Source organism: Bacillus sp. KNSH39 (genome assembly GCF_052656585.1).
This window is the reverse complement of sequence record NZ_JBQXYO010000001.1, coordinates 2,872,066-2,892,961: the sequence shown is the minus strand read 5'-3', so window position 1 is coordinate 2,892,961 and position 20,896 is coordinate 2,872,066. Positions and strand designations below refer to the sequence as shown.

19 protein-coding genes, 2 tRNA genes and 1 pseudogene are annotated in these 20,896 nt (G+C 36.2%); 17 read left to right on the top strand and 5 right to left on the bottom strand.

The window, feature by feature from the left end; genetic code table 11:
* Window positions 1-19 precede the first annotated feature (19 nt).
* Window positions 20-703, bottom strand: coding sequence for a type 1 glutamine amidotransferase domain-containing protein (locus ACUL40_RS14750; RefSeq protein ID WP_000823847.1), 684 nt, complete (start codon window positions 701-703; stop codon window positions 20-22).
* Between the two features lie 392 nt (window positions 704-1,095).
* On the opposite strand from ACUL40_RS14750, the gene ACUL40_RS14745 reads away from it, so the two are divergent.
* The 8 genes from ACUL40_RS14745 to ACUL40_RS14710 all read left to right on the top strand — a co-directional run bounded on the left by ACUL40_RS14745 (window position 1,096) and on the right by ACUL40_RS14710 (window position 6,938).
* Window positions 1,096-2,421 (top strand): MFS transporter, encoded by a 1,326-nt coding sequence (locus ACUL40_RS14745; protein WP_445422975.1) that lies wholly within the window; start codon window positions 1,096-1,098, stop codon window positions 2,419-2,421.
* 213 nt (window positions 2,422-2,634) lie between these two features.
* The gene (gene racE / locus ACUL40_RS14740) at window positions 2,635-3,444 is read left to right on the top strand and encodes a glutamate racemase (RefSeq protein WP_000774005.1); all 810 of its coding nucleotides are present in this window, start codon (window positions 2,635-2,637) and stop codon (window positions 3,442-3,444) included.
* A 181-nt stretch (window positions 3,445-3,625) separates the two neighbouring features.
* Complete coding sequence (gene gerM, locus ACUL40_RS14735) at window positions 3,626-4,675, top strand: spore germination protein GerM (protein ID WP_001126746.1); 1,050 nt, start codon at window positions 3,626-3,628, stop codon at window positions 4,673-4,675.
* A 131-nt stretch (window positions 4,676-4,806) separates the two neighbouring features.
* Complete coding sequence (gene rph / locus ACUL40_RS14730; RefSeq protein WP_001261765.1) at window positions 4,807-5,544, top strand: ribonuclease PH; 738 nt, start codon at window positions 4,807-4,809, stop codon at window positions 5,542-5,544.
* Window positions 5,545-5,555: 11 nt separating this feature from the next.
* Window positions 5,556-6,164: an XTP/dITP diphosphatase gene (locus ACUL40_RS14725; protein WP_000815939.1), complete on the top strand. Its 609-nt coding sequence runs from the start codon at window positions 5,556-5,558 to the stop codon at window positions 6,162-6,164.
* Window positions 6,165-6,177: 13 nt separating this feature from the next.
* A complete protein-coding gene (locus ACUL40_RS14720; protein ID WP_000645488.1) occupies window positions 6,178-6,681 on the top strand; it encodes a metallophosphoesterase in 504 nt (167 codons plus the stop codon).
* Window positions 6,682-6,789: 108 nt separating this feature from the next.
* Window positions 6,790-6,863: transfer RNA gene (locus ACUL40_RS14715), tRNA-Gly, on the top strand.
* Window position 6,864: 1 nt separating this feature from the next.
* Window positions 6,865-6,938, top strand: a tRNA-Arg gene (locus ACUL40_RS14710).
* Window positions 6,939-7,118: 180 nt separating this feature from the next.
* Here ACUL40_RS14710 and ACUL40_RS14705 read toward each other — a convergent pair.
* Window positions 7,119-7,211 (bottom strand): annotated as a pseudogene (locus ACUL40_RS14705) (DUF6572 domain-containing protein); the annotation flags it as partial.
* Between the two features lie 152 nt (window positions 7,212-7,363).
* On the opposite strand from ACUL40_RS14705, the gene ACUL40_RS14700 reads away from it, so the two are divergent.
* Window positions 7,364-7,564 carry a hypothetical protein gene (locus tag ACUL40_RS14700; RefSeq protein WP_000124460.1) on the top strand — a complete coding sequence of 67 codons (201 nt, stop codon included), beginning with the start codon at window positions 7,364-7,366 and terminating at the stop codon, window positions 7,562-7,564.
* Between the two features lie 94 nt (window positions 7,565-7,658).
* Here the strand turns inward: ACUL40_RS14700 and ACUL40_RS14695 are convergent, their stop codons facing one another.
* Window positions 7,659-8,273: a PH domain-containing protein gene (locus tag ACUL40_RS14695; RefSeq protein WP_000473863.1), complete on the bottom strand. Its 615-nt coding sequence runs from the start codon at window positions 8,271-8,273 to the stop codon at window positions 7,659-7,661.
* 519 nt (window positions 8,274-8,792) lie between these two features.
* On the opposite strand from ACUL40_RS14695, the gene ACUL40_RS14690 reads away from it, so the two are divergent.
* The 7 genes from ACUL40_RS14690 to ysxC all read left to right on the top strand — a co-directional run bounded on the left by ACUL40_RS14690 (window position 8,793) and on the right by ysxC (window position 18,231).
* Complete coding sequence (locus tag ACUL40_RS14690) at window positions 8,793-9,041, top strand: hypothetical protein (protein WP_001983650.1); 249 nt, start codon at window positions 8,793-8,795, stop codon at window positions 9,039-9,041.
* Between the two features lie 197 nt (window positions 9,042-9,238).
* On the top strand, window positions 9,239-10,237 hold the full coding sequence (locus tag ACUL40_RS14685; RefSeq protein ID WP_000358277.1) for a hypothetical protein: 999 nt from the start codon (window positions 9,239-9,241) through the stop codon (window positions 10,235-10,237).
* 309 nt (window positions 10,238-10,546) lie between these two features.
* The gene (gene tig, locus ACUL40_RS14680; protein ID WP_000105215.1) at window positions 10,547-11,824 is read left to right on the top strand and encodes a trigger factor; all 1,278 of its coding nucleotides are present in this window, start codon (window positions 10,547-10,549) and stop codon (window positions 11,822-11,824) included.
* Window positions 11,825-12,088: 264 nt separating this feature from the next.
* Window positions 12,089-13,348: an ATP-dependent protease ATP-binding subunit ClpX gene (gene clpX, locus ACUL40_RS14675; protein WP_000472289.1), complete on the top strand. Its 1,260-nt coding sequence runs from the start codon at window positions 12,089-12,091 to the stop codon at window positions 13,346-13,348.
* 106 nt (window positions 13,349-13,454) lie between these two features.
* Window positions 13,455-15,125 carry an ATP-dependent protease LonB gene (lonB, locus tag ACUL40_RS14670; protein WP_000119176.1) on the top strand — a complete coding sequence of 557 codons (1,671 nt, stop codon included), beginning with the start codon at window positions 13,455-13,457 and terminating at the stop codon, window positions 15,123-15,125.
* 182 nt (window positions 15,126-15,307) lie between these two features.
* Window positions 15,308-17,638, top strand: a complete 2,331-nt coding sequence (gene lon / locus ACUL40_RS14665; protein WP_000097289.1) for an endopeptidase La — start codon at window positions 15,308-15,310, stop codon at window positions 17,636-17,638.
* On the top strand, window positions 17,635-18,231 hold the full coding sequence (ysxC, locus tag ACUL40_RS14660) for a ribosome biogenesis GTP-binding protein YsxC (protein ID WP_000869116.1): 597 nt from the start codon (window positions 17,635-17,637) through the stop codon (window positions 18,229-18,231). Before lon ends, ysxC begins: the two co-directional genes overlap by 4 nt.
* A 33-nt stretch (window positions 18,232-18,264) precedes the next feature.
* Here the strand turns inward: ysxC and ACUL40_RS14655 are convergent, their stop codons facing one another.
* Entirely contained in the window at window positions 18,265-18,681 is a 417-nt protein-coding gene (locus ACUL40_RS14655) for an organic hydroperoxide resistance protein (RefSeq protein WP_000359781.1), read from the bottom strand.
* Between the two features lie 2 nt (window positions 18,682-18,683).
* Window positions 18,684-19,136 carry a MarR family winged helix-turn-helix transcriptional regulator gene (locus ACUL40_RS14650; RefSeq protein ID WP_063220487.1) on the bottom strand — a complete coding sequence of 151 codons (453 nt, stop codon included), beginning with the start codon at window positions 19,134-19,136 and terminating at the stop codon, window positions 18,684-18,686.
* A gap of 415 nt (window positions 19,137-19,551) precedes the next feature.
* On the opposite strand from ACUL40_RS14650, the gene hemA reads away from it, so the two are divergent.
* Complete coding sequence (gene hemA / locus ACUL40_RS14645) at window positions 19,552-20,886, top strand: glutamyl-tRNA reductase (RefSeq protein ID WP_000547868.1); 1,335 nt, start codon at window positions 19,552-19,554, stop codon at window positions 20,884-20,886.
* The last annotated feature ends 10 nt before the right edge of the window (window positions 20,887-20,896 follow it).

Genomic DNA, 20,896 nt, shown 5'->3' with positions numbered 1-20,896 from the left:
TCTGCTTTTTTAGTACATATTATTTTTGCAACTGTTTTAATACTAATTCGGCTACTAGACCACCTGAAGCTGGGTTTTGACCAGTGATAACACGATTATCTTCTAGAGCATAAGCTTCCCACGGTTGCGCGGCTTTTTCGTAAAGTCCTCCATTTTTAATGAGTTCATCTTCTGTTAAAAATGGAACGAATTGATCTAATTCAGCTAATTTTTCTTCTTCATTTGAAAAACCTGTTACCTTCTTACCGCTAATTAAACGATCCCCATTGCTTAATGTAATATGAAATAAACCAGCAGCTCCATGACAAACCGAAGAAACAATTCCGCCGTTTTCATAAATATTGCGGCTAATATTTTGAAGTTCTTTATTTTCTGGGAAGTCCCAAATAACCCCGTGGCCACCTGCGTAATAAATAACAGCGTAGTCTTCTGGATTCACTTCACTTGGTTTCATTGTAGAACCGAGGCGATTCATAAACTCTTTCTTTTGATACCATTCCCAATCGATACTCTCCGCCATTGCTAAACTATGTGGATCAATTGGTGTATAACCGCCTTGTGGACTGACGTAATCAACTTCGTAACCAGCTTCTTCTACTTTTTTTACGAAATGTACAGCTTCACCAAGCCAAAGTCCGGTAGCCCTATTTAAATTTGGGTATTTTTCTACGCTTGTTAATACAACTAACATTTTTCTCTTCATCATAATCCTCCTATAATGTCTCTTCTATATAAAAGTTCTGTATGCGTTTCATTTTATTAAGTTAAAAAATGTAAATTTGAATAATCATGCCAGTCCTCCTTATATCGGCTTCGAAATTAGTGTATAATAACTTTTGAACAAAGTAAACTAAAAAGACTTAATTAGTTTACTTTGTATATTTTTCGTTGACAAACTGTAATGCTGAAACTATGATAGTTCCATGAATATCGAACAACATACGTGTTTCGTTTCGAATTCAATTTATCGCGCGATAAATTAGCAACTTTTACACATTTAATGAAGTTGTTTAGTGGTGATACAACATTTAAATAAGTTCATTTTTTTATCTATAGTTTGATAGTTTTAAAATTGCAATCAGGAGAGTGTTACACATGGGGAAAAATATAAGAAACCATTCGAAATGGTTTGTTTTTACATTATGTTTTATTGTTTTGTTAGGACCGATGAACGCTGTGTTATTTAATGTAGCGCTAGAGGATATTGCCAATGATTTATCAATTAGTCAATCGAAAGTAAGCTGGGTTGTAGTAGGGTATTCCTTAGTTGTCGGTATTGGTTCGATAATATATGGAAAGCTGGCTGATCGTTACAGTGTAAAAAGACTATTAATTATCTCTATTATCATATTTGTAGCTGGTTCTATTGTTGGATTTGTGAATCAATCTTATGAAATTATCATTTTCGCAAGGTTAGTGCAGGCGAGCGGGGGAGCAGCGTTTATTGCGCTTAGTATGATTGCGGTGGCGAAATTAGTTGCTCCAGCTAAAAAACCAGGTGCGTTAGCAATGATTAGTTCTTCTATTGCATTAGCGGTTGGTATTGGACCTTTAGTAGGTGGGGCAATTACAAATACGTTAGGGTGGCCGTATTTATTTTTATTTATGGTTATTTCAATGATTGGTATTTTCTTACTCGTAAAATTTATGCCAGAAGAGGTGCGACATACAGATGAAGTGTTTCGCTTTGATTTCATTGGAGCAGTTTTATTATTTGTATTGATTACGACCATTTTATTAGGAGTTAATATTAATAGTTGGCTTTTTGTGTTATCTGTTGTTTTTCTATTTTTATTTAAGGCTCATATGAAGAGAACGGAGTCGCCGTTTATTGATATTGAGTTATTTACAAATAAACCATTACTTCGTTTAATAGCGGTCGGATTTATCATTAATGTGGCGTTATGTGCTAGTTTATTATTATTACCATTACTGTTAGGAAGAGGACATGGATTGTCTCCATTCGTTATTGGAATTGTATTGTTTATTGCATCTCTCTTTGGTATTGTATCTAGTTTTATTACCGGAAAGATTATTCCTTCGTTTGGGAATGTGAAGATGATGTATGTAGCTTCTGTAGTTATGATCATTGGCTTTTTAATTTTAGGGATTATTCCGGACGGGAACTTACTCTTTATTTTATTTGCGGTTATTTTAACATTTATGAGTTATTCGGCAATTCAAGTATCATTAAACACATTTATCCCGAAAACATTAAATCCAGCTAAAGTTGGAGTCGGTCTTGGTTTATATAATTTAATTAACTTTTTCGGTATGGCATTTGGACCAGCTGTAGCGAGCAAAATTATGGAATCTACAAATAGTTATCGATTGAATTTTATTTTAATCGTCATTTTAATTGCTGCTCATTTCTTCTTATTAATGGGAATGTCTTCTTTTCAAAAAAAGATGGAGCAATGAATATGCACTTTATATAGAAGAAACCGACTTTCTTATAGAAGGTCGGTTATTTTTCTATCTTGCAAATTACGAAAAAAAGGAGCAAAATAAAAAAGGTCCTAGTCTATACATGGGAAAATGAAAATTTTCATACAGAAGCATTTGAAGTGAGCGAACTTAAAGTGTGTAAAATATAATGATAAACATAAAAGATGATGAATGAGAAAACGGGTGATGAAGTTGAATAGAGCAATCGGTGTTATCGATTCAGGAGTTGGCGGTTTAACAGTAGCGAAGGAATTAATTCGTCAGTTGCCAAAAGAGCGTATCATATATTTAGGAGATACAGCACGTTGTCCTTATGGTCCACGTTCTCGAGAAGAAGTACGTCAATTTACGTGGGAAATGACAGAGCATTTACTAGATTTAAATATTAAAATGTTAGTTATTGCGTGTAATACAGCAACTGCAGTTGTATTAGAAGAGATGCAAAAACAATTACCAATTCCAGTAGTAGGAGTTATTCACCCAGGATCACGTACAGCTTTAAAAGTGACAAACACGTATCACGTTGGGATTATTGGAACGATTGGAACGGTGAAAAGTGGTGCATACGAAGAGGCGTTAAAGTCTATTAATAACCGTGTTATGGTAGAAAGTTTAGCTTGTCCACCTTTCGTTGAACTTGTAGAGAGTGGGAATTTCGAAAGTGAAATGGCGTATGAAGTTGTAAGAGAAACGTTGCAACCACTGAAAAGTACCGATATTGATACACTTATATTAGGGTGTACACATTATCCGATTTTAGGACCTGTTATTAAAAAAGTAATGGGAGATAAAGTGCAACTAATTAGTTCTGGTGATGAAACAGCACGTGAAGTAAGTACAATCTTATATCATAGTAAAATGTTGAATGAAGGAGAAGAACAAAGCGATCATCTCTTCTTAACAACAGGAAAAATAGGCTTGTTTAAAGAAATTGCATCAAAATGGTTCGGTCAACCGATTGAAAATGTGAAGCATATTCATTTAGAAAAAGAATAATAGTAGAATTTATATAAGTGAGCTCCTGAGAAATCAGGAGTTTTTGTTTTATCTTGCTATTTGCTGGGGAGTAAGACCCCTGTTGATTAAAGTTTCAATTTATAAGAGGCGCAGCTTGTTCTAAAACGTGAAACAGCTCGTATACATAATAGTACAAACTTAGATTTTAGGGGGGAATGGCATGCCTAAATCCACTTTTAAATGGGTTGTTGGTGCTACTGTGAGCGCTGTTTTACTAACAGGGTGTGGCTTTATAAATCAAGAGAAAGCAACTGAACAAATTGATCCGCCAAAACAAGTTACGTATACAGAGGGTGGGAAGAAAGAAGTAGCTAAAAAAGATAAGCAAGGGCAAATGGTAAACAGAGAACTATACCTTGTTGATAAAAATGGTTATGTTGTACCACAAACGTTAGCTATACCTACTCCGAAAGCAAATGAGACTGTGAAGCAAACGTTAGAATACCTTGTGAAAGATGGACCGGTAACGAATTTATTACCGAATGGGTTTCGTGCAGTCATTCCGGCGAATACAACGATGACTTTAGATTTGAAAAAGGACGGAACGGCAGTTATTGATTTCTCTAAAGAAATGAAAAACTATGCGAAAGAAGAAGAGCGTCAAATCGTTGAATCTATAGCTTGGACGTTGACGCAATTTACAGAGATAAAACAAGTGCAGTTCCAAATAAATGGTGAGAAATTGGCAAAGATGCCGGTTGGTGGTACACCGCTTGGTGAAGGAGTGAGCCGTGCAAATGGTATTAACTTCGATGATGAACAAGTAGCAGATGTAACAAATACAAAACCAGTCACACTGTATTTTATGGCGCAAAATAATAATAAACAGCAATACTACGTACCAGTCACACGCCGCGTTGCGGAAGGTAAAGAAAATGACTATGCAGCAATTATAGATGAACTTGTAAAAGGTCCGATCCATCAATCGCTCCTGAATGATTTTAATCCAGGCGTTAAGCTTATTACGAATCCGAAATTACAAGACGGAAATCTTACATTAAACTTTAATGAAAATATATTTGTAAACCCAGATAAAAATATGATCTCAAATTACGTATTGAAGTCGTTAGTTTTATCTTTAACAGAAAAGAAAGGTGTGAAAAATATTTCTATTGAAGTGAATGGAAAAGCAAATCTTATAGATGAAAAGGGCGGAAAGTTAATAAAACCTGTAGATCGTCCAGAAAACGTGAATACAGGTAGTTTTTAATCTTGAATAATTTGATATACTTAAGTAAGAAAGGAGAATTGCTTTTTGGGTTCTCCTTCTTTTATTGTATACATATCATACATTTAAATTTGGCTATACTAACGAGTAGTAATTAAGAGGAGGTTATTTTTATGCGAGTAGATGGTAGAGAGAAAACAGAATTACGCCATATACATATTCATACGAATTATTTAAAACATCCAGAGGGATCTGTATTAATTGAAGTTGGGGATACAAAGGTGATTTGCTCAGCAACAATTGAAGAGCGTGTACCACCGTTTATGCGTGGAGAAGGAAAAGGATGGGTAACAGCTGAATACGCGATGATTCCGCGTGCAACAGAACAACGTACGATTAGGGAGTCAAGCAAAGGGAAAGTAACAGGGCGTACAATGGAAATCCAGCGCTTAATTGGACGAGCATTACGTGCGGTAGTTGATTTAGAAGCGCTTGGCGAGAGAACAGTTTGGATTGACTGTGATGTCATCCAAGCAGATGGTGGAACGAGAACAGCTTCTATTACAGGTGCATACGTAGCGATGGTATTAGCGTTTGAGAAGTTATTACAAGCAGAAAAAGTATCTAAAATTCCAGTAAAAGATTATTTAGCAGCAACGTCAGTAGGGATTGTTGAAGAGCAAGGTGTTGTTTTAGATTTAAACTATGCAGAAGATTCTAAAGCAGACGTTGATATGAATGTAATTATGACTGGAAAAGGTCAGTTTGTTGAAGTGCAAGGAACTGGAGAAGAAGCGACGTTTAGTAGAGCGCAGTTAAATGAATTACTTGATGCAGCAGAACAAGGCATTTTCCAACTGATTGATATGCAAAAAGAAGCGTTAGGTGACATCGTATCTCATATAGAGTAGAGGTGGAAAGTATGAAACAAGTTGTTGTAGCGACAAAAAATATGGGGAAAGTACGTGAATTTGCTGAGTTATTTGAGCGATTTGATTTAGAAGTGAAATCATTACACGATTTTCCTCATATTGAAGAAGTCGAAGAAACTGGTGAAACATTTGAAGAAAATGCGATCTTAAAAGCGGATAGTTTGAGTAGACAGTTGAATGCAATTGTAATTGCGGATGATTCAGGTCTTATTGTAGATGCGTTAAATGGGAAACCAGGCGTGTATTCAGCTCGTTTTGCTGGAGAGCCAAAAGATGATCAAGCGAATATTGATAAAGTTTTACAAGAATTAAATGAAATACCGTTTGATAAGCGTAAAGCTCGCTTCTACTGTGCATTAGCAGTAGCTTTCCCTGAAGGTGATAAAAAGCCTGTCATTGTAAACGGGACATGTGAAGGATTTATTTTAGAACAACGCCGCGGAGAAAATGGCTTTGGATACGATCCGATCTTTTATGTGGAAGAATACAAAAAAGCAATGGCGGAATTAAGTTCAGATGAAAAAAATGCTATTAGTCACCGCGGACGTGCTCTTCGTAAGCTAGAAGAAAAAATCCCTGAATGGTTTTTAGGAGAATAAGGGAGAGAGATTGATGAAAGCTTTAATCGTAAGCGATAGTCATAGCTCTGTGAAGGAATTACAGCAGTTAAAAGAGAAGTATGAAGGGAAAGTAGATATCATGATTCATTGCGGTGATTCAGAGCTAACGCCTGCTCATGAAGAGCTGCAAGGTTTCCATGTTGTAAAAGGAAATTGTGATTATGCTAACTTTCAAGATGAAATTGTAACTGATGTAGATGGAATTCGCTTCTTAGTTGTACATGGGCATCGACATAATGTAAAAATGACATTACAAACGCTAGCGTACCATGCTGAAGAAGTGGGAGCGCAAGTTGCATGCTTCGGACATTCTCACGTATTAGGTGCGGAATTAATCGAGGGCGTTTTATTTATTAATCCAGGCAGTATTTTATTACCACGTCAGCGTGTAGAAAAGACATTTGCTTTATTAGAAATGGATGAAAATCAAATGGAAGTTCGTTTTGAAACGTTAGACGGACAACTAGTTGAACAGGCAGTTTTTAAAAGAGGATAAGAAAATTTATCCTCTTTTAAAAAAGGTGTTGACTTTATGTGTGGTTATACATATAATAAATATTGTCGATAGGGCAACGGCGCTAACGAAGAAAAGAAAATAACATATGCGGGTGTAGTTTAGTGGTAAAACAAGAGCCTTCCAAGCTCTGGTCGAGAGTTCGATTCTCTTCACCCGCTCCATGTCCCAGTAGCTCAGCCGGATAGAGCATACGCCTTCTAAGCGTACGGTCGGGAGTTCGAATCTCTCCTGGGACGCTAAAAAAACCTTGTTATCAAAAGATAACAGGGTTTTTTGTTTGTCTAAAATTTGATGTTTGGGTTATAAGTGTAGTTCATGCTTAATATTTGCGACCTTTCCTTTGATATTAAGCAGTTGCATATGTACTTTTTTTCTTAAATAAAAAGAGCGCCATTTATGCGCCCTATTCATCTTATTTAATTTAAAGAATTAATAGGTTTATGATGGAACTCAAATCCATATCCAGATTCTCTTAATTGTTTACTTGCAATATTATAAAATTCTTTACCATTCTAGTACGGTTGAGCAGCAGTTATCGGAACTTATCCCCGGCAGTGTGTTACAATTAATAGAAGCGGAAAATGAGAATCTCCAATTGACTGGACCTGTGATTGGTTAGATGGTTTAAGAAGGTCGTATAAAAAAGGGAGATGGCGCAAAGATGGCGAGATCAAATGAGAATGATTTAACGGAGAAATTGGCAGAAGGCCACCGAAAATATGGTGATGGCAATTTTACAGTACAGAACATCGGTGATGAAACTAACCCGAATTGGACTGTCGTAAAAAATGTGAGGAAGGGATCGGCAGGCATTCGCGAAGGAGAAGATATATTAAGACTGCGATCAAAATATATAAAATAGTACGGAAATGGGCGGAGCGGGAGTTCGAATCTCTCCTGTGACGCTAAGAAAACCTTGTTATCTTTTGATAACAAGGTTTTTTGTGTATTTGAAATTAGTTGTTAATAAACTTCTCAAATACAAAACCATAATCTTTCACATTATATTGTTTCTTCGTATCAACAAGCCAGTTAAAGGCAATCTCGTTCATTTCTTTAAATTGCTCTGCTAAATTTACTTGTGCGTTTGAAATGCGGCTAAAGGCATTAGATGCCATATCTAAACTTTTATGTGCATATTGTAATGTAATATCGTTGTCGTATGAAATTTCTTCGATTTTAAGTAAAGCCTTATATAAATCTTTTAATTCTTCAATATGTTTTTTATGAACATCAATTGAGTAATGTTCATCGCCCATTTGAAACTTAATTTCTACATCTAAATCAATCGTTCCTGCAGTTTCGAGTGCTACGTTTTTAATTTGATATTTACTATAACGAAAGCGGCGTAGTGTACGTTTTTTACTTGTTGCGCTTGTACCGTCTAAGTGAATTAACCCTTTGTTTGTGAAGCAATATTCATCTGATTTCGATTTAATTAGAAAGTAAATTTTCTCTCCATCTTCATGCATTACATAATCATCGGCATCGACCTTATCATAGTCTTTAGGTGTAATAACAGAACCTACATCGCTTAGTCCTAATACATCTGCGGCCATTTTTTTAAACATATATAATCCCCCTTGTAAATTAAATTCTTAATTGTATAAAAATATATTAACATGATTTTCATCCTTTGTTTTCTTGTAATACGAAAATATCTGAAGGTAAGTTAAGAAAAGTAATGAATAATTATTTTGATCCTAAATTATTTAGTAAATCTATTAGTTTAAGATTGGATTCTCCGAAAAATAACCAAGAGAAAAAAGTTAATTTTGCAAGTGATTATAGAGAAATTCCGTGAAAGCACCTCAAGCTATGTGAGGTGTTTTTCTATCCTCTTTTGAAATCTTACAATTCTGTAAGGTAACTGTAAGGTAGTTCGATGGTAACAAATTGCTAATCTTTTATAATGAAGATAACAACGATAAAACGAGGAGGCAGAAATGATGAAAGGATTAGTTGTAACGGGCTTAACGGTTGCTTTTGGATTTGTAGCATATGAGAAATTAACGTATGTAGTTGATGTTGTGAAACATTTGATTGCTTAGAGAAAACAGCCATGAGAGGGAAAGGGAATGAGTGAATGAATGGAATGGTTATTTGGAATTATAGGTACTTGTAGTGTAGTGTTATTGTTCTTTGTCCCAAGTGGTATACTTAGTTCGACAACAAGTTTGTTCTTCTTAAGTTTGTTTGCTTGTACGATGCTTATTATTATGTTTTTAATGAAGCGAAGTAAACCAATCTTCTATTTTAGCATGATTGTTATGGCAATTATTGTTCTCCAAATTATTACCCTTGTAATATACCCCACAATTATAAAAGCTTTCCATTAATGATGAATCCTCTGCGCTTGTTGCTGGGGATTTTTATTTGTACAATTTTAATTTTTAGTAGAGATTTATTCGTATTGGAATGTAAAAATTAAATATTTTTATATTTCAAACAAATAGTTTTGGGATGTTGTGTTCTCATTACGCATTTGATATATTTACTTTGAACATAATTAAAATCAAGAAAAAGAGGCGGACGTATGGATAAAAAAGAAAATACGGTCGTATTGTTTCCACAACTATCAGAGCGCTATATTGATGAAGGTTTTTTAGCGCTGAAAGAGCGGAAGTTCGAAGATGCATTGCGCTGCTTTGAAATATTACGTCAGTATAATGCGGAAACGGAACAAACGGAATTAGCTTCAGTTATTTGTTTACTCGAATTAAAACGTATGGAAGAAGCGAAAGACAAATGTGAACAGTTGCTTAAAACAGGAGTTGTCTTATTTGGTGATATTCTTGAAACGTACGTGACTATTTTAGTTCAAACAAATGATTATGAAGGTGTTATTGAAACTGTTGAAAAGGTTTTACAAACGAAAGATATAATGCCTGATCAAAAGGAAAAATTAGCGCAACTTGCTTTATTTGCAGAAGGTATGCTCAATGAGGGAGATGCATCGCTAGTCGATTCAAATTTTGAGTTGGATGAGTTTACTAATGAAATTTTTGGAGAAAACTTTGGACAGAAGCTAAGAGCGATTCAGCGACTTTCGTTAAAAGACTTAGATCTTGCATTACCTGTTTTAAAGAAATTTTTAATAGAAGAAGAGCAACACCCCTATTTGAAAACTTCTATTTTGTATAAAATGATAGAAAGTCAGGTAGAAGAGGAAATAGAGGTAGAAAAGTTTGGGAATACGATTAAGGTAATTCCAGCATTTACAGGTCATAATGAGGAGCAATCCAATAACATTATACATAAATTATCAAGTCGATTAGAGCAAAATTATCCCGATATATTTGAAGCAATGGTTACATATTGGAAAGAATTGCAAATTAGCGTTTTCCCATTTGCTCTATTAATGGATAAAGAAGAGATTTGGTCAGCTGTTTTAGAGAGAATTGGAAGAAAGCGTTTCGGATTGGCTATTGATGAAGAAGAGCTTATGGCAGCATACAATATCGAATTGGAAGAGTTTCATATTGCCTATCAATGGTTATTACGTGTTGAAAGAGAAGGATATTTGCCCGTATAATTATGAAAAAGAATCGTTCAGTTCTTGAAACGAGCATATTCTATGTTATAATGTAAGGGTTGCAAAAGGCAGAAAACTGCCTGTTTGTAAGAGAAGAGAAGTGTAATTCTCTTACTTAATATGTTTCATATTATTCTCGAACAAAATATACCGTAGTTGTCTTCTGGGCAATTAGTAGATTGGAACATTATATCTGAAAGCTTTTGCTAGAGGATTATTTGTGTATTTGTTATTTCAAAAAAGAGATAATGAAGATCTTAATCTATAGAGGTATGTGCATACATTATTATAGTTGGAGGGAAAGAATAAATGTCTACAAAATGGGAAAAATTAGAAGGTAACGTTGGCGTTTTAACAATCGAAGTTGATGCTAAAGAAGTAAACAACTCTATCGACGCTGCGTTCAAAAAAGTAGTAAAAACAATTAACGTACCAGGTTTCCGTAAAGGAAAAATGCCTCGTCCATTATTCGAACAACGCTTTGGTATTGAATCTTTATACCAAGATGCTTTAGATATCATTTTACCAAAAGCATACGGTGAAGCGATTGAAGAAGCTGGTATCTTCCCAGTTGATCATCCTGAAATCGACATCGAGAAGTTCGAAAAAAATGCTAACCTTATCTTCACTGCAAAAGTTACAGTGAAACCTGAAGTTAAATTAGGTGAGTACAAAGGTTTAGCAGTAGAAAAAGTTGAAACAACTGTAACTGACGAAGATGTAGAGAACGAATTAAAATCTTTACAAGAACGTCAAGCTGAACTAGTTGTTAAAGAAGAAGGAACTGTTGAAAACGGTGATACAGCTGTAATCGACTTCGAAGGTTTCGTTGATGGCGAAGCATTTGAAGGCGGAAAAGGCGAAAACTACTCTCTAGCAATCGGTTCTGGTACATTCATCCCAGGTTTCGAAGAGCAAGTAATCGGTCTTAAATCTGGTGAGTCTAAAGACGTTGAAGTATCATTCCCAGAAGAGTACCATGCTGCTGAATTAGCTGGCAAACCAGCAACATTCAAAGTAACAATTCACGAAATCAAAACAAAAGAACTTCCTGAGTTAAACGACGAGTTCGCTAAAGAAGCAGACGAAGCGGTTGCAACTCTTGATGAATTAAAAGCAAAACTTCGCACAAACTTAGAAGAAGGCAAAAAGCACGAAGCTGAGCACAAAGTACGTGACGAAGTAGTAGAATTAGCTGCTGCTAACGCTGAAATCGAAATTCCAGAAGCTATGATCAACACTGAGTTAGATCGTATGGTTCGTGAATTCGAGCAACGTTTAAGCCAACAAGGTATGAACCTTGAGCTTTACTACCAATTCACAGGTACTGATGCTGACAAATTAAAAGAGCAAATGAAAGAAGATGCACAAAAACGTGTAAGAATCAATCTTGTTCTTGAAGCTATCATTGAAGCTGAAAACATCGAAGTTACTGAAGAAGAAGTAACTGCAGAAGTTGAAAAAATGGCTGAAATGTACGGTATGCCAGTAGACGCTATCAAGCAAGCTCTTGGAAGCGTAGACGCTTTAGCTGAAGATCTTAAAGTGCGTAAAGCTGTAGACTTCTTAGTAGAAAACGCTGCATAATAAAATAACAAGGCACGATTAAAATCGTGCCTTGTTTTATAAATATAGAAATATATTTATAAAACTTTTCGATGGAGAAGGAAAAGTTCCTTTACAAGTCGAATATACATATTTCAAAAGTTTTAAAAATTTTTTATTTGTACATAACTAGTCATATTATTTGTATTTCTCGCCACGTAGTGACATAATATGTATTTACATACGATACATTTATCGTGTACATACGAAGGCAAGAGGTTAGCACTTTGTAAGGGGTGTGAAAATATGTTTAAATTTAATGATGAAAAAGGGCAATTAAAATGTTCTTTCTGTGGTAAAACACAAACGCAAGTTCGAAAGTTAGTGGCAGGTCCAGGTGTTTACATTTGTGACGAGTGTATCGAACTTTGTACTGAAATTGTACAAGAGGAGCTTGCGAAGGACGAAGAAGTAGAATTCAAAGATGTACCGAAACCGGTAGAAATTCGTGAAATCTTAGATGAGTATGTCATCGGGCAAGATAGCGCGAAAAAAGCACTAGCGGTAGCGGTATATAACCATTACAAACGCATTAATTCTAACAGCAAAATTGATGATGTAGAATTAGCGAAGAGTAATATCGCACTTATCGGGCCAACAGGTAGTGGTAAAACATTACTGGCACAAACTTTAGCGCGTATTTTAAATGTTCCATTTGCAATCGCGGACGCAACATCTTTAACAGAAGCTGGATATGTTGGGGAAGATGTAGAAAATATCTTACTAAAATTAATTCAAGCAGCTGATTATGATGTAGAGAAAGCGGAAAAAGGAATTATTTATATTGATGAGATTGATAAAGTGGCACGTAAGTCCGAAAATCCATCAATTACACGTGATGTATCTGGTGAAGGTGTGCAGCAGGCACTTCTGAAAATTTTAGAAGGTACTGTAGCAAGCGTTCCACCTCAAGGTGGTCGTAAGCATCCGCACCAAGAGTTTATTCAAATTGATACAACGAACATCTTATTCATTTGTGGTGGAGCGTTTGATGGCATTGAGCCGATTATTAAACGTCGCCTTGGTGAAAAAGTAATTGGATTTGGTTCTGAGAAGAAAAATGCTGATGTGAATGAGAAGCATGTTTTATCTCACGTATTACCAGAGGATCTTTTAAGATTTGGTTTAATTCCAGAGTTTATCGGTCGTCTTCCAGTTATTGCGAACCTAGAGCCACTTGATGAAGATGCTCTTGTTGATATTTTAACGAAACCGAAAAATGCACTTGTTAAGCAATTCCAAAAATTATTGGAGCTTGACGATGTTGAGTTAGAGTTTGAAGAAGGTGCACTAATCGAAATTGCGAAAAAAGCAATTGAACGTAAAACGGGTGCTCGTGGACTTCGTTCTATTATTGAAGGCTTAATGCTTGATGTAATGTTCGAACTTCCATCTCGTAAAGATATCGAGAAGTGTATTCTTACAAAAGAAACAGTAGCTGATAATGAGCCGCCAAAATTGGTGTTACAAGACGGTACTGTACTTGATACAAAAACATCTGCATAATGCGAAAGGGAAACAGCAATTTTTATAATTGCTGTTTTTCTTTATGTTTAGCTACGTTCCTCCGCGGAAATACTAAGAGATAAAATATTGCGGGAGGAAATAAATAATGAGCTGGACAAATATATTTTTAGTTGTTCAACTTGTTTTTGGTGTAATTGTCGGATTGTATTTCTGGCATTTACTTCGAAATCAACGAACACAAAAAGTTTCAATTGATCGAGAATCGAAAAAAGAATTAGAACAGCTTCGTAAAATGCGTGAGATTTCTTTAACAGAGCCGCTAGCAGAAAAGGTGCGTCCTACAACCTTTTTAGATATTGTAGGGCAAGAGGACGGAATTAAGTCGTTAAAAGCGGCTCTTTGTGGTCCGAATCCGCAACATGTAATCATATATGGCCCGCCAGGTGTTGGGAAAACAGCGGCAGCACGTCTTGTATTAGAAGAAGCGAAACGAAATCCTAAATCTCCATTTCGTACGAATGCAACATTTATTGAACTTGATGCGACAACAGCTCGGTTTGATGAACGTGGTATCGCAGACCCTTTAATAGGTTCGGTGCATGATCCGATTTATCAAGGTGCTGGGGCGATGGGGCAAGCAGGTATTCCGCAACCGAAAAAAGGTGCTGTAACAGATGCACATGGTGGTATTTTGTTTATTGATGAGATTGGCGAGCTCCATCCGATTCAAATGAACAAAATGTTAAAGGTGTTAGAAGATCGAAAAGTATTTTTAGAAAGTGCGTACTATAGTGAAGAAAATACGATGATCCCAACATATATACATGATATTTTCCAAAAAGGCTTACCGGCAGATTTTCGCTTAGTTGGAGCAACGACACGTTCGCCAGAGGAAATTCCTCCTGCTATTCGGTCACGTTGCTTAGAAGTATTTTTCCGTGAATTAGATACGGAAGAAATTCAAAAAGTAGCGAAAAATGCCGCGGAAAAAGTGGAAATGCAAATAGGTGAAAATGGTATTGAAATGATCGGGATGTATGCAAGGAATGGACGAGAAGCGATTAATCTCGTGCAAATCTCTGCTGGTATGGCGATAAATGAAGAACGTTCTTTCATTAAGGATGAAGATATAGAGTGGGTTGTTCACTCAAGTCAGCTTACACCGAAATATGAAAAGCGCATTTATCCGATTCCAAGGATTGGTCTTGTAAATGGTCTTGCTGTATACGGACCAAATACAGGTGCGTTATTAGAAATTGAAGTAACAGCAATCAAGGCGAAAGATAAAGGATCGGTAAATGTTACCGGAATTGTGGAGGAAGAAAGTATTGGTAGTCAAACGAAATCGATTCGTCGTAAAAGTATGGCGAAAGGCTCTGTTGATAATGTATTAACAGTACTTCGTTCTTTAGATGTGTTGCCAGAAGGATATGATATACATATTAATTTTCCAGGTGGTATCCCGATTGATGGACCTTCTGCAGGAATCGCTATGGCAACAGGTGTATATTCTGCGGTGCACCGCACATATGTAAATAATGAAGTAGCGATGACAGGGGAAATAAGTATACACGGAGAAGTAAAGCCTATTGGTGGCGTATACGCAAAAATAAAAGCTGCGAAAAAAGCGGGAGCTAAGAAAGTCATTATTCCTGCTGAAAATATGCAACCATTTTTGTATACGATCAAGGGAATTGAAATTATTCCTGTCCGTAAGTTAAAAGAAGTATTTGAGTTAACGTTTATGCAAGAAAATATGCATAGAGAGCTAGATGTACATACTAAGGTAGACGAAACTGATGCACAATCTATGTAAAAATAAACAATAATAAAATTTGCCAGACTTCGTTTAAGTTTGTATGCTTAATCGGAGTCTTTTTTCTTTTCGTGAGGTAGAAAAACAAGCTATTTACAATTGCGCGGAATCTCAGCAATTGCATCTAGGTGTATTGTAATATAAAATAGTTGAACAGGAGTTTAATTTATTATGGAGGTGCTATGTCTAGTATGAATACGAACGAAAGAATCGTGCCCCTCCTACCATTAAGAGGCGTTCTCGTATATCCAACGATGGTTTTGCATCTTGATGTAGGACGTGATAAATCGATACAAGCACTAGAGCAGGCGGCAATGGATGAAAATATCATCTTTTTAGCAATGCAAAAAGAAATGAATATCGATGATCCGAAAGAAGATGACATATATAGTGTAGGTACGGTGGCGAAAGTGAAGCAAATGTTAAAATTGCCGAACGGTACGCTTCGTGTCCTTGTGGAAGGTTTACATAGAGCAGAAGTAATAGAGTTTATCGAAGAAGAAAATGTAGTACAAGTGTCGATTAAAACGGTAACTGAAGAAGTAGAAGATGATTTAGAAGAGAAAGCTCTTATGCGTACGTTACTGGAGCATTTCGAACAATATATTAAAGTTTCGAAAAAAGTTTCAAATGAAACATTTGCAACGGTAGCTGATGTGGAAGAACCAGGGAGATTAGCTGATCTAATTGCTTCTCACTTGCCGATTAAAACGAAGCAGAAACAAGAGATTCTAGAGATTGTATCTGTAAAAGAACGATTACAAACACTTATTTCAATTATTCAAGATGAACAAGAGTTACTTAGCCTAGAAAAGAAAATTGGGCAAAAAGTGAAACGTTCCATGGAGCGCACGCAAAAAGAATATTTCTTACGTGAGCAAATGAAGGCGATTCAAACTGAACTTGGCGACAAAGAAGGCAAGGGCGGAGAAGTAGAAGAACTTCGTGAGAAAATTGAACAGTCAGGAATGCCGGAAGAAACAATGAAGGCTGCGCTGAAAGAATTAGATCGTTATGAAAAGTTACCAGCAAGTTCTGCGGAGAGTGGTGTTATTCGCAATTATATTGATTGGTTATTAGCGCTTCCGTGGACAGAGGCAACAGAAGATATAATTGATCTTGCTCATTCGGAAGAGATTTTAAATAACGATCATTACGGTCTTGAAAAAGTGAAAGAGCGTGTACTTGAATATTTAGCTGTACAGAAGTTAACGAATTCATTAAAAGGACCTATCCTTTGTTTAGTAGGCCCTCCTGGGGTCGGCAAAACTTCGTTAGCGCGTTCAATTGCAACATCATTGAATCGTAACTTCGTCCGTGTATCTCTTGGTGGTGTGCGTGATGAATCTGAAATTCGTGGTCACCGCCGTACATATGTTGGAGCAATGCCAGGACGCATTATTCAAGGTATGAAAAAGGCGAAAACAGTTAATCCAGTCTTCTTATTAGATGAGATTGATAAAATGTCTAACGATTTCCGTGGAGATCCATCAGCGGCATTACTTGAAGTATTAGATCCAGAACAAAACCATAACTTCAGTGATCATTACATTGAAGAACCATATGATCTATCAAAAGTTATGTTTGTAGCAACTGCTAATACACTTTCAAGTATTCCAGGTCCATTACTTGACCGTATGGAAATCATTTCGATTGCTGGCTATACAGAACTTGAAAAAGTACACATTGCTCGTGAGCATTTATTGCCGAAACAATTAAAAGAACATGGCTTACGAAAAGGTAATTTACAAGTGCGTGATGAAGCGCTGCTTGAGATTATTCGTTATTATACACGTGAGGCTGGTGTTCGTACGCTAGAGCGCCAAATTGCAAAAGTTTGCCGTAAAGTAGCGAAGATTATCGTTACAGCAGAACGCAAACGTATCGTTGTGACAGAGAAAAAGATTGTTGATTTACTTGGTAAACACATATTCCGTTATGGGCAAGCTGAAAAAACAGACCAAGTTGGTATGGCAACAGGTCTAGCTTACACAGCAGCAGGCGGCGATACACTTGCCATTGAAGTTTCTGTAGCGCCAGGAAAAGGGAAACTAATTTTAACAGGGAAACTTGGGGATGTTATGAAAGAATCAGCACAAGCTGCGTTTAGTTATATACGTTCTCGTGCAGAAGAGCTTCAGATCGATCCGAATTTCCATGAGAAAAATGATATTCATATTCACGTTCCAGAAGGAGCAGTTCCAAAAGACGGACCGTCAGCAGGTATTACGATGGCAACGGCACTTATTTCTGCGCTAACAGGTATTCCTGTAAGTAAAGAAGTCGGTATGACAGGTGAAATTACACTTCGTGGTCGTGTATTACCAATTGGTGGTTTAAAAGAAAAAACATTAAGTGCTCACCGCGCAGGCTTAACAAAAATTATTTTGCCAGCAGAAAACGAGAAAGATTTAGATGATATTCCAGAGAGCGTAAAAGAAAACCTTACGTTTGTGCTTGCATCTCATTTAGATGAAGTATTGGAGCACGCATTAGTAGGAGTGAAACAATGAAAGTAACAAAAGCAGATATTGTAATTAGTGCTGTTAAACCAGAACAATATCCAGACAGTGATTTACCAGAAATTGCATTAGCAGGTCGTTCAAATGTGGGGAAGTCTTCCTTTATTAATAAAATTTTAAATCGTAAAAAGTTAGTACGTATTTCTTCTAAACCAGGAAAAACGCAAACGCTGAACTTTTTCTTAATCAATGAGATGATGCACTTTGTTGACGTTCCAGGTTATGGATATGCGAAAGTATCTAAATCGGAGCGCGCTGCATGGGGGAAAATGATTGAAACGTACTTTACAACGCGTGAACAATTAGACGCAGCTGTATTAGTAGTTGATTTACGTCACCAACCAACAAGTGATGACGTGATGATGTATGATTTCTTAAAGCATTATGAAATCCCAACAATTATTATTGCGACGAAAGCCGATAAAATTCCGAAAGGGAAATGGCAAAAGCATTTAAAAGTTGTAAAAGAAACGCTTGCTGTTGAAATTGGCGATGAAATTGTTCTATTCTCTTCTGAAACAGGACTTGGAAAAGAAGAAGCGTGGAAAGCAATTCATAAATTTACAAAAACAAAAAACGCGTGACGAATGTCGCGCGTTTTTGTTTTGCTAAATTTTTTAGCGTACGTTTAATGTAACTTCAATATTTCCTCTTGTTGCTTTCGAGTAAGGACATACACCGTGAGCCGCTTCTACAAGTTCTTGTGCTTCGCTATGTGAAACGCCAGCCACATGTACATCAAGTACAGCAGATAGGCCGAAACCACCATCTGTATCTTTTCCGATAGAAACGTGAGCAGTTACTTCTGTACTTTCTACTTTCACACGTTTTGTACGAATGACAAGTTGTAATGCACTATCGAAACAAGCTGCATAACCAGCTGCAAATAGTTGTTCTGGATTTGTTGCTTCTCCGCCTGCACCACCTAGTGCTTTCGGCATTTTTACATCAAGATTTAATATGCCATCATCTGAAACTACTTTCCCATTTCTTCCACCTGTTGCTGTTACTGAAGCAGTATATAATTTATCCATATTTATTCCCCTTTTCCATCATTAATTGTTTTCATTGTGTCAATCAGTTTATTTAGTTGAATTAATAAAGAGCGATATTCTTGCTCTGCAATTCCTAAGTTTGTAGCCATCGTTGTCGGTAATGAACAAGCCTTTTCCTTTAAATCTTTGCCCTGTTCTGTTAATTCAATACAAACTTTTCGCTCGTCTTCTTTGGAACGAACACGTTTTACAAGTTTTAATGATTCCATACGTTTTAACATAGGTGTTAACGTACCAGAATCTAAAAATAGACGTTCTCCAATTTCTTTTACTGTTAGTCCATCTTGCTCCCATAGTACGAGTAAAGTAATGTACTGGGGATACGTAATACCCATTTCTTCTAAATAAGGTCGATAAAAACGAGTAACCTCTCTAGAGCAGGCGTAAATAGAAAAACAAAGTTGGTTATCTAGATGCAAAGAGTCTTCTGTCATAAATAACTCCCTTCTAATTAAGTTGTGCACAATTTAATTTTGTAAAACTAATATAACGAAAAAGAAATGCAATGTCAAATACATTGTATTGAGAAAGTCTTTGTTACATTTTGGAACAATCATACATATTTTCCTTCATGATGAAAGAAGATAGGGAAGATGATGTTATAATTTATATGGAATAGTTTCCATCACTTGATTATGAGGGCTTTTTTTGGTAACGTACAAATAGAGTTATTAATTTATAATCATTATAAAGTAGAATTTTTTTATTAGTGTTACTGAATCTCCTTTATTACATACGGAGAATAATTAAAAAATAATCGGTTGTTCACACGATTGTCAGATTCATAAGAGGAAAGTTGTATTATGATAGTAGATAAAGTGATAAAACGGGTGAAGGGGGACATGCTGCGTGCATATTCTTGTTGTTAGTGTAAATTATCGAACAGCCCCTGTAGAATTTCGTGAGAAACTCACATTTCAGGCAGCAGAACTAGAGCGAGCGATGACTACATTACAAAATCAAAAGAGCGTGTTAGAGAATGTCATTGTGTCAACTTGTAATCGCACTGAGATTTATGCTGTTGTCGATCAATTACACACGGGACGGTATTATATTAAGAAGTTTTTAGCTGATTGGTTTCAGCTTGAAATAGAAGAAGTCGCGCCATATTTAACTATTTTTGAACAAGATGGCGCAATAGATCATTTATTCCGCGTAACGTGCGGTTTAGATTCAATGGTAGTCGGAGAAACGCAGATTTTAGGTCAAATAAAAGATAGCTTTTTAGAAGCGCAACAAGTTAAAGCAACAGGCACAATTTTTAATGAATTGTTTAAGCAAGTCATTACATTAGCAAAACGTGCCCACTCAGAAACAACAATCGGGGAAAGTGCAATGTCTGTTAGTTATGCTGCTGTTGAGCTTGGAAAGAAAATATTTGGCGAGTTAACAGATTGTCATGTGCTTATTCTTGGTGCTGGTAAAATGGGCGAACTTGCACTACAAAACTTATATGGAAGTGGTGCTCGTAAAGTAACAGTTATGAATAGGACGCTTTCGAAAGCAGAAGTAATGGCTGAGAAATATATGGGACATGCAAAATCGTTAAGCGAATTACAATGTGCATTATTAGAAGCAGATATTTTAATTAGTTCAACTGGTGCATCTGAGTATGTCATTACGAAAGAGATGATGACAAAGGTGGAGAAAATGCGCTCTGGTCGTCCATTATTTATGGTTGACATTGCAGTGCCGCGTGATATTGATCCAGCGATTGATGAGCTAGAAGGTTCTTTCTTGTATGATATTGATGATTTACAAGGAGTAGTGGAGGCAAACCGTGCTGAGCGTTTGAAAGAGGCAGAGAAAATTCAATTTATGATTGAAGAGGAAATTGTTCTGTTTAAAACGTGGTTAAGTACACTTGGTGTTGTTCCATTAATATCAGCTCTTCGTGATAAGGCACTTGCAATCCAAAGTGAAACGATGGTAAGCCTAGAGCGAAAAATACCAAACCTTAGTGATCGTGAGAAAAAAGTTATTAGTAAGCATACGAAAAGTATTATTAATCAATTATTAAAAGACCCAATTTTAGTAGCGAAAGAAATAGCTGCTGAAGAGGGAGCGAGCGAAAAATTAGCGTTATTTGCAAAGATTTTTGATTTAGAAACGGAAGAAGTAGAGAGTCGTGCGGAAGAAGTAGAACATAAAAGAGTGTGGACACCATCCGTTCCATCTTTATAATTTGGAAGGA

Coding starts and splice junctions, on each gene's coding strand:
- ACUL40_RS14745 (WP_445422975.1), top strand. CDS start 1,096: ATGGGGAAAAATATAAGAAACCATTCGAAATGGTTTGTTTTTACATTA.
- lon (WP_000097289.1), top strand. CDS start 15,308: ATGTCTAGTATGAATACGAACGAAAGAATCGTGCCCCTCCTACCATTA.
- racE (WP_000774005.1), top strand. CDS start 2,635: ATGAAGTTGAATAGAGCAATCGGTGTTATCGATTCAGGAGTTGGCGGT.
- ACUL40_RS14750 (WP_000823847.1), bottom strand. CDS start 703: ATGAAGAGAAAAATGTTAGTTGTATTAACAAGCGTAGAAAAATACCCA.
- ACUL40_RS14685 (WP_000358277.1), top strand. CDS start 9,239: ATGGATAAAAAAGAAAATACGGTCGTATTGTTTCCACAACTATCAGAG.
- tig (WP_000105215.1), top strand. CDS start 10,547: ATGTCTACAAAATGGGAAAAATTAGAAGGTAACGTTGGCGTTTTAACA.
- gerM (WP_001126746.1), top strand. CDS start 3,626: ATGCCTAAATCCACTTTTAAATGGGTTGTTGGTGCTACTGTGAGCGCT.
- clpX (WP_000472289.1), top strand. CDS start 12,089: ATGTTTAAATTTAATGATGAAAAAGGGCAATTAAAATGTTCTTTCTGT.
- rph (WP_001261765.1), top strand. CDS start 4,807: ATGCGAGTAGATGGTAGAGAGAAAACAGAATTACGCCATATACATATT.
- ACUL40_RS14700 (WP_000124460.1), top strand. CDS start 7,364: ATGGCGAGATCAAATGAGAATGATTTAACGGAGAAATTGGCAGAAGGC.
- ACUL40_RS14725 (WP_000815939.1), top strand. CDS start 5,556: ATGAAACAAGTTGTTGTAGCGACAAAAAATATGGGGAAAGTACGTGAA.
- ACUL40_RS14655 (WP_000359781.1), bottom strand. CDS start 18,681: ATGGATAAATTATATACTGCTTCAGTAACAGCAACAGGTGGAAGAAAT.
- ysxC (WP_000869116.1), top strand. CDS start 17,635: ATGAAAGTAACAAAAGCAGATATTGTAATTAGTGCTGTTAAACCAGAA.
- ACUL40_RS14690 (WP_001983650.1), top strand. CDS start 8,793: ATGGAATGGTTATTTGGAATTATAGGTACTTGTAGTGTAGTGTTATTG.
- ACUL40_RS14650 (WP_063220487.1), bottom strand. CDS start 19,136: ATGACAGAAGACTCTTTGCATCTAGATAACCAACTTTGTTTTTCTATT.
- ACUL40_RS14720 (WP_000645488.1), top strand. CDS start 6,178: ATGAAAGCTTTAATCGTAAGCGATAGTCATAGCTCTGTGAAGGAATTA.
- lonB (WP_000119176.1), top strand. CDS start 13,455: ATGAGCTGGACAAATATATTTTTAGTTGTTCAACTTGTTTTTGGTGTA.
- ACUL40_RS14695 (WP_000473863.1), bottom strand. CDS start 8,273: ATGTTTAAAAAAATGGCCGCAGATGTATTAGGACTAAGCGATGTAGGT.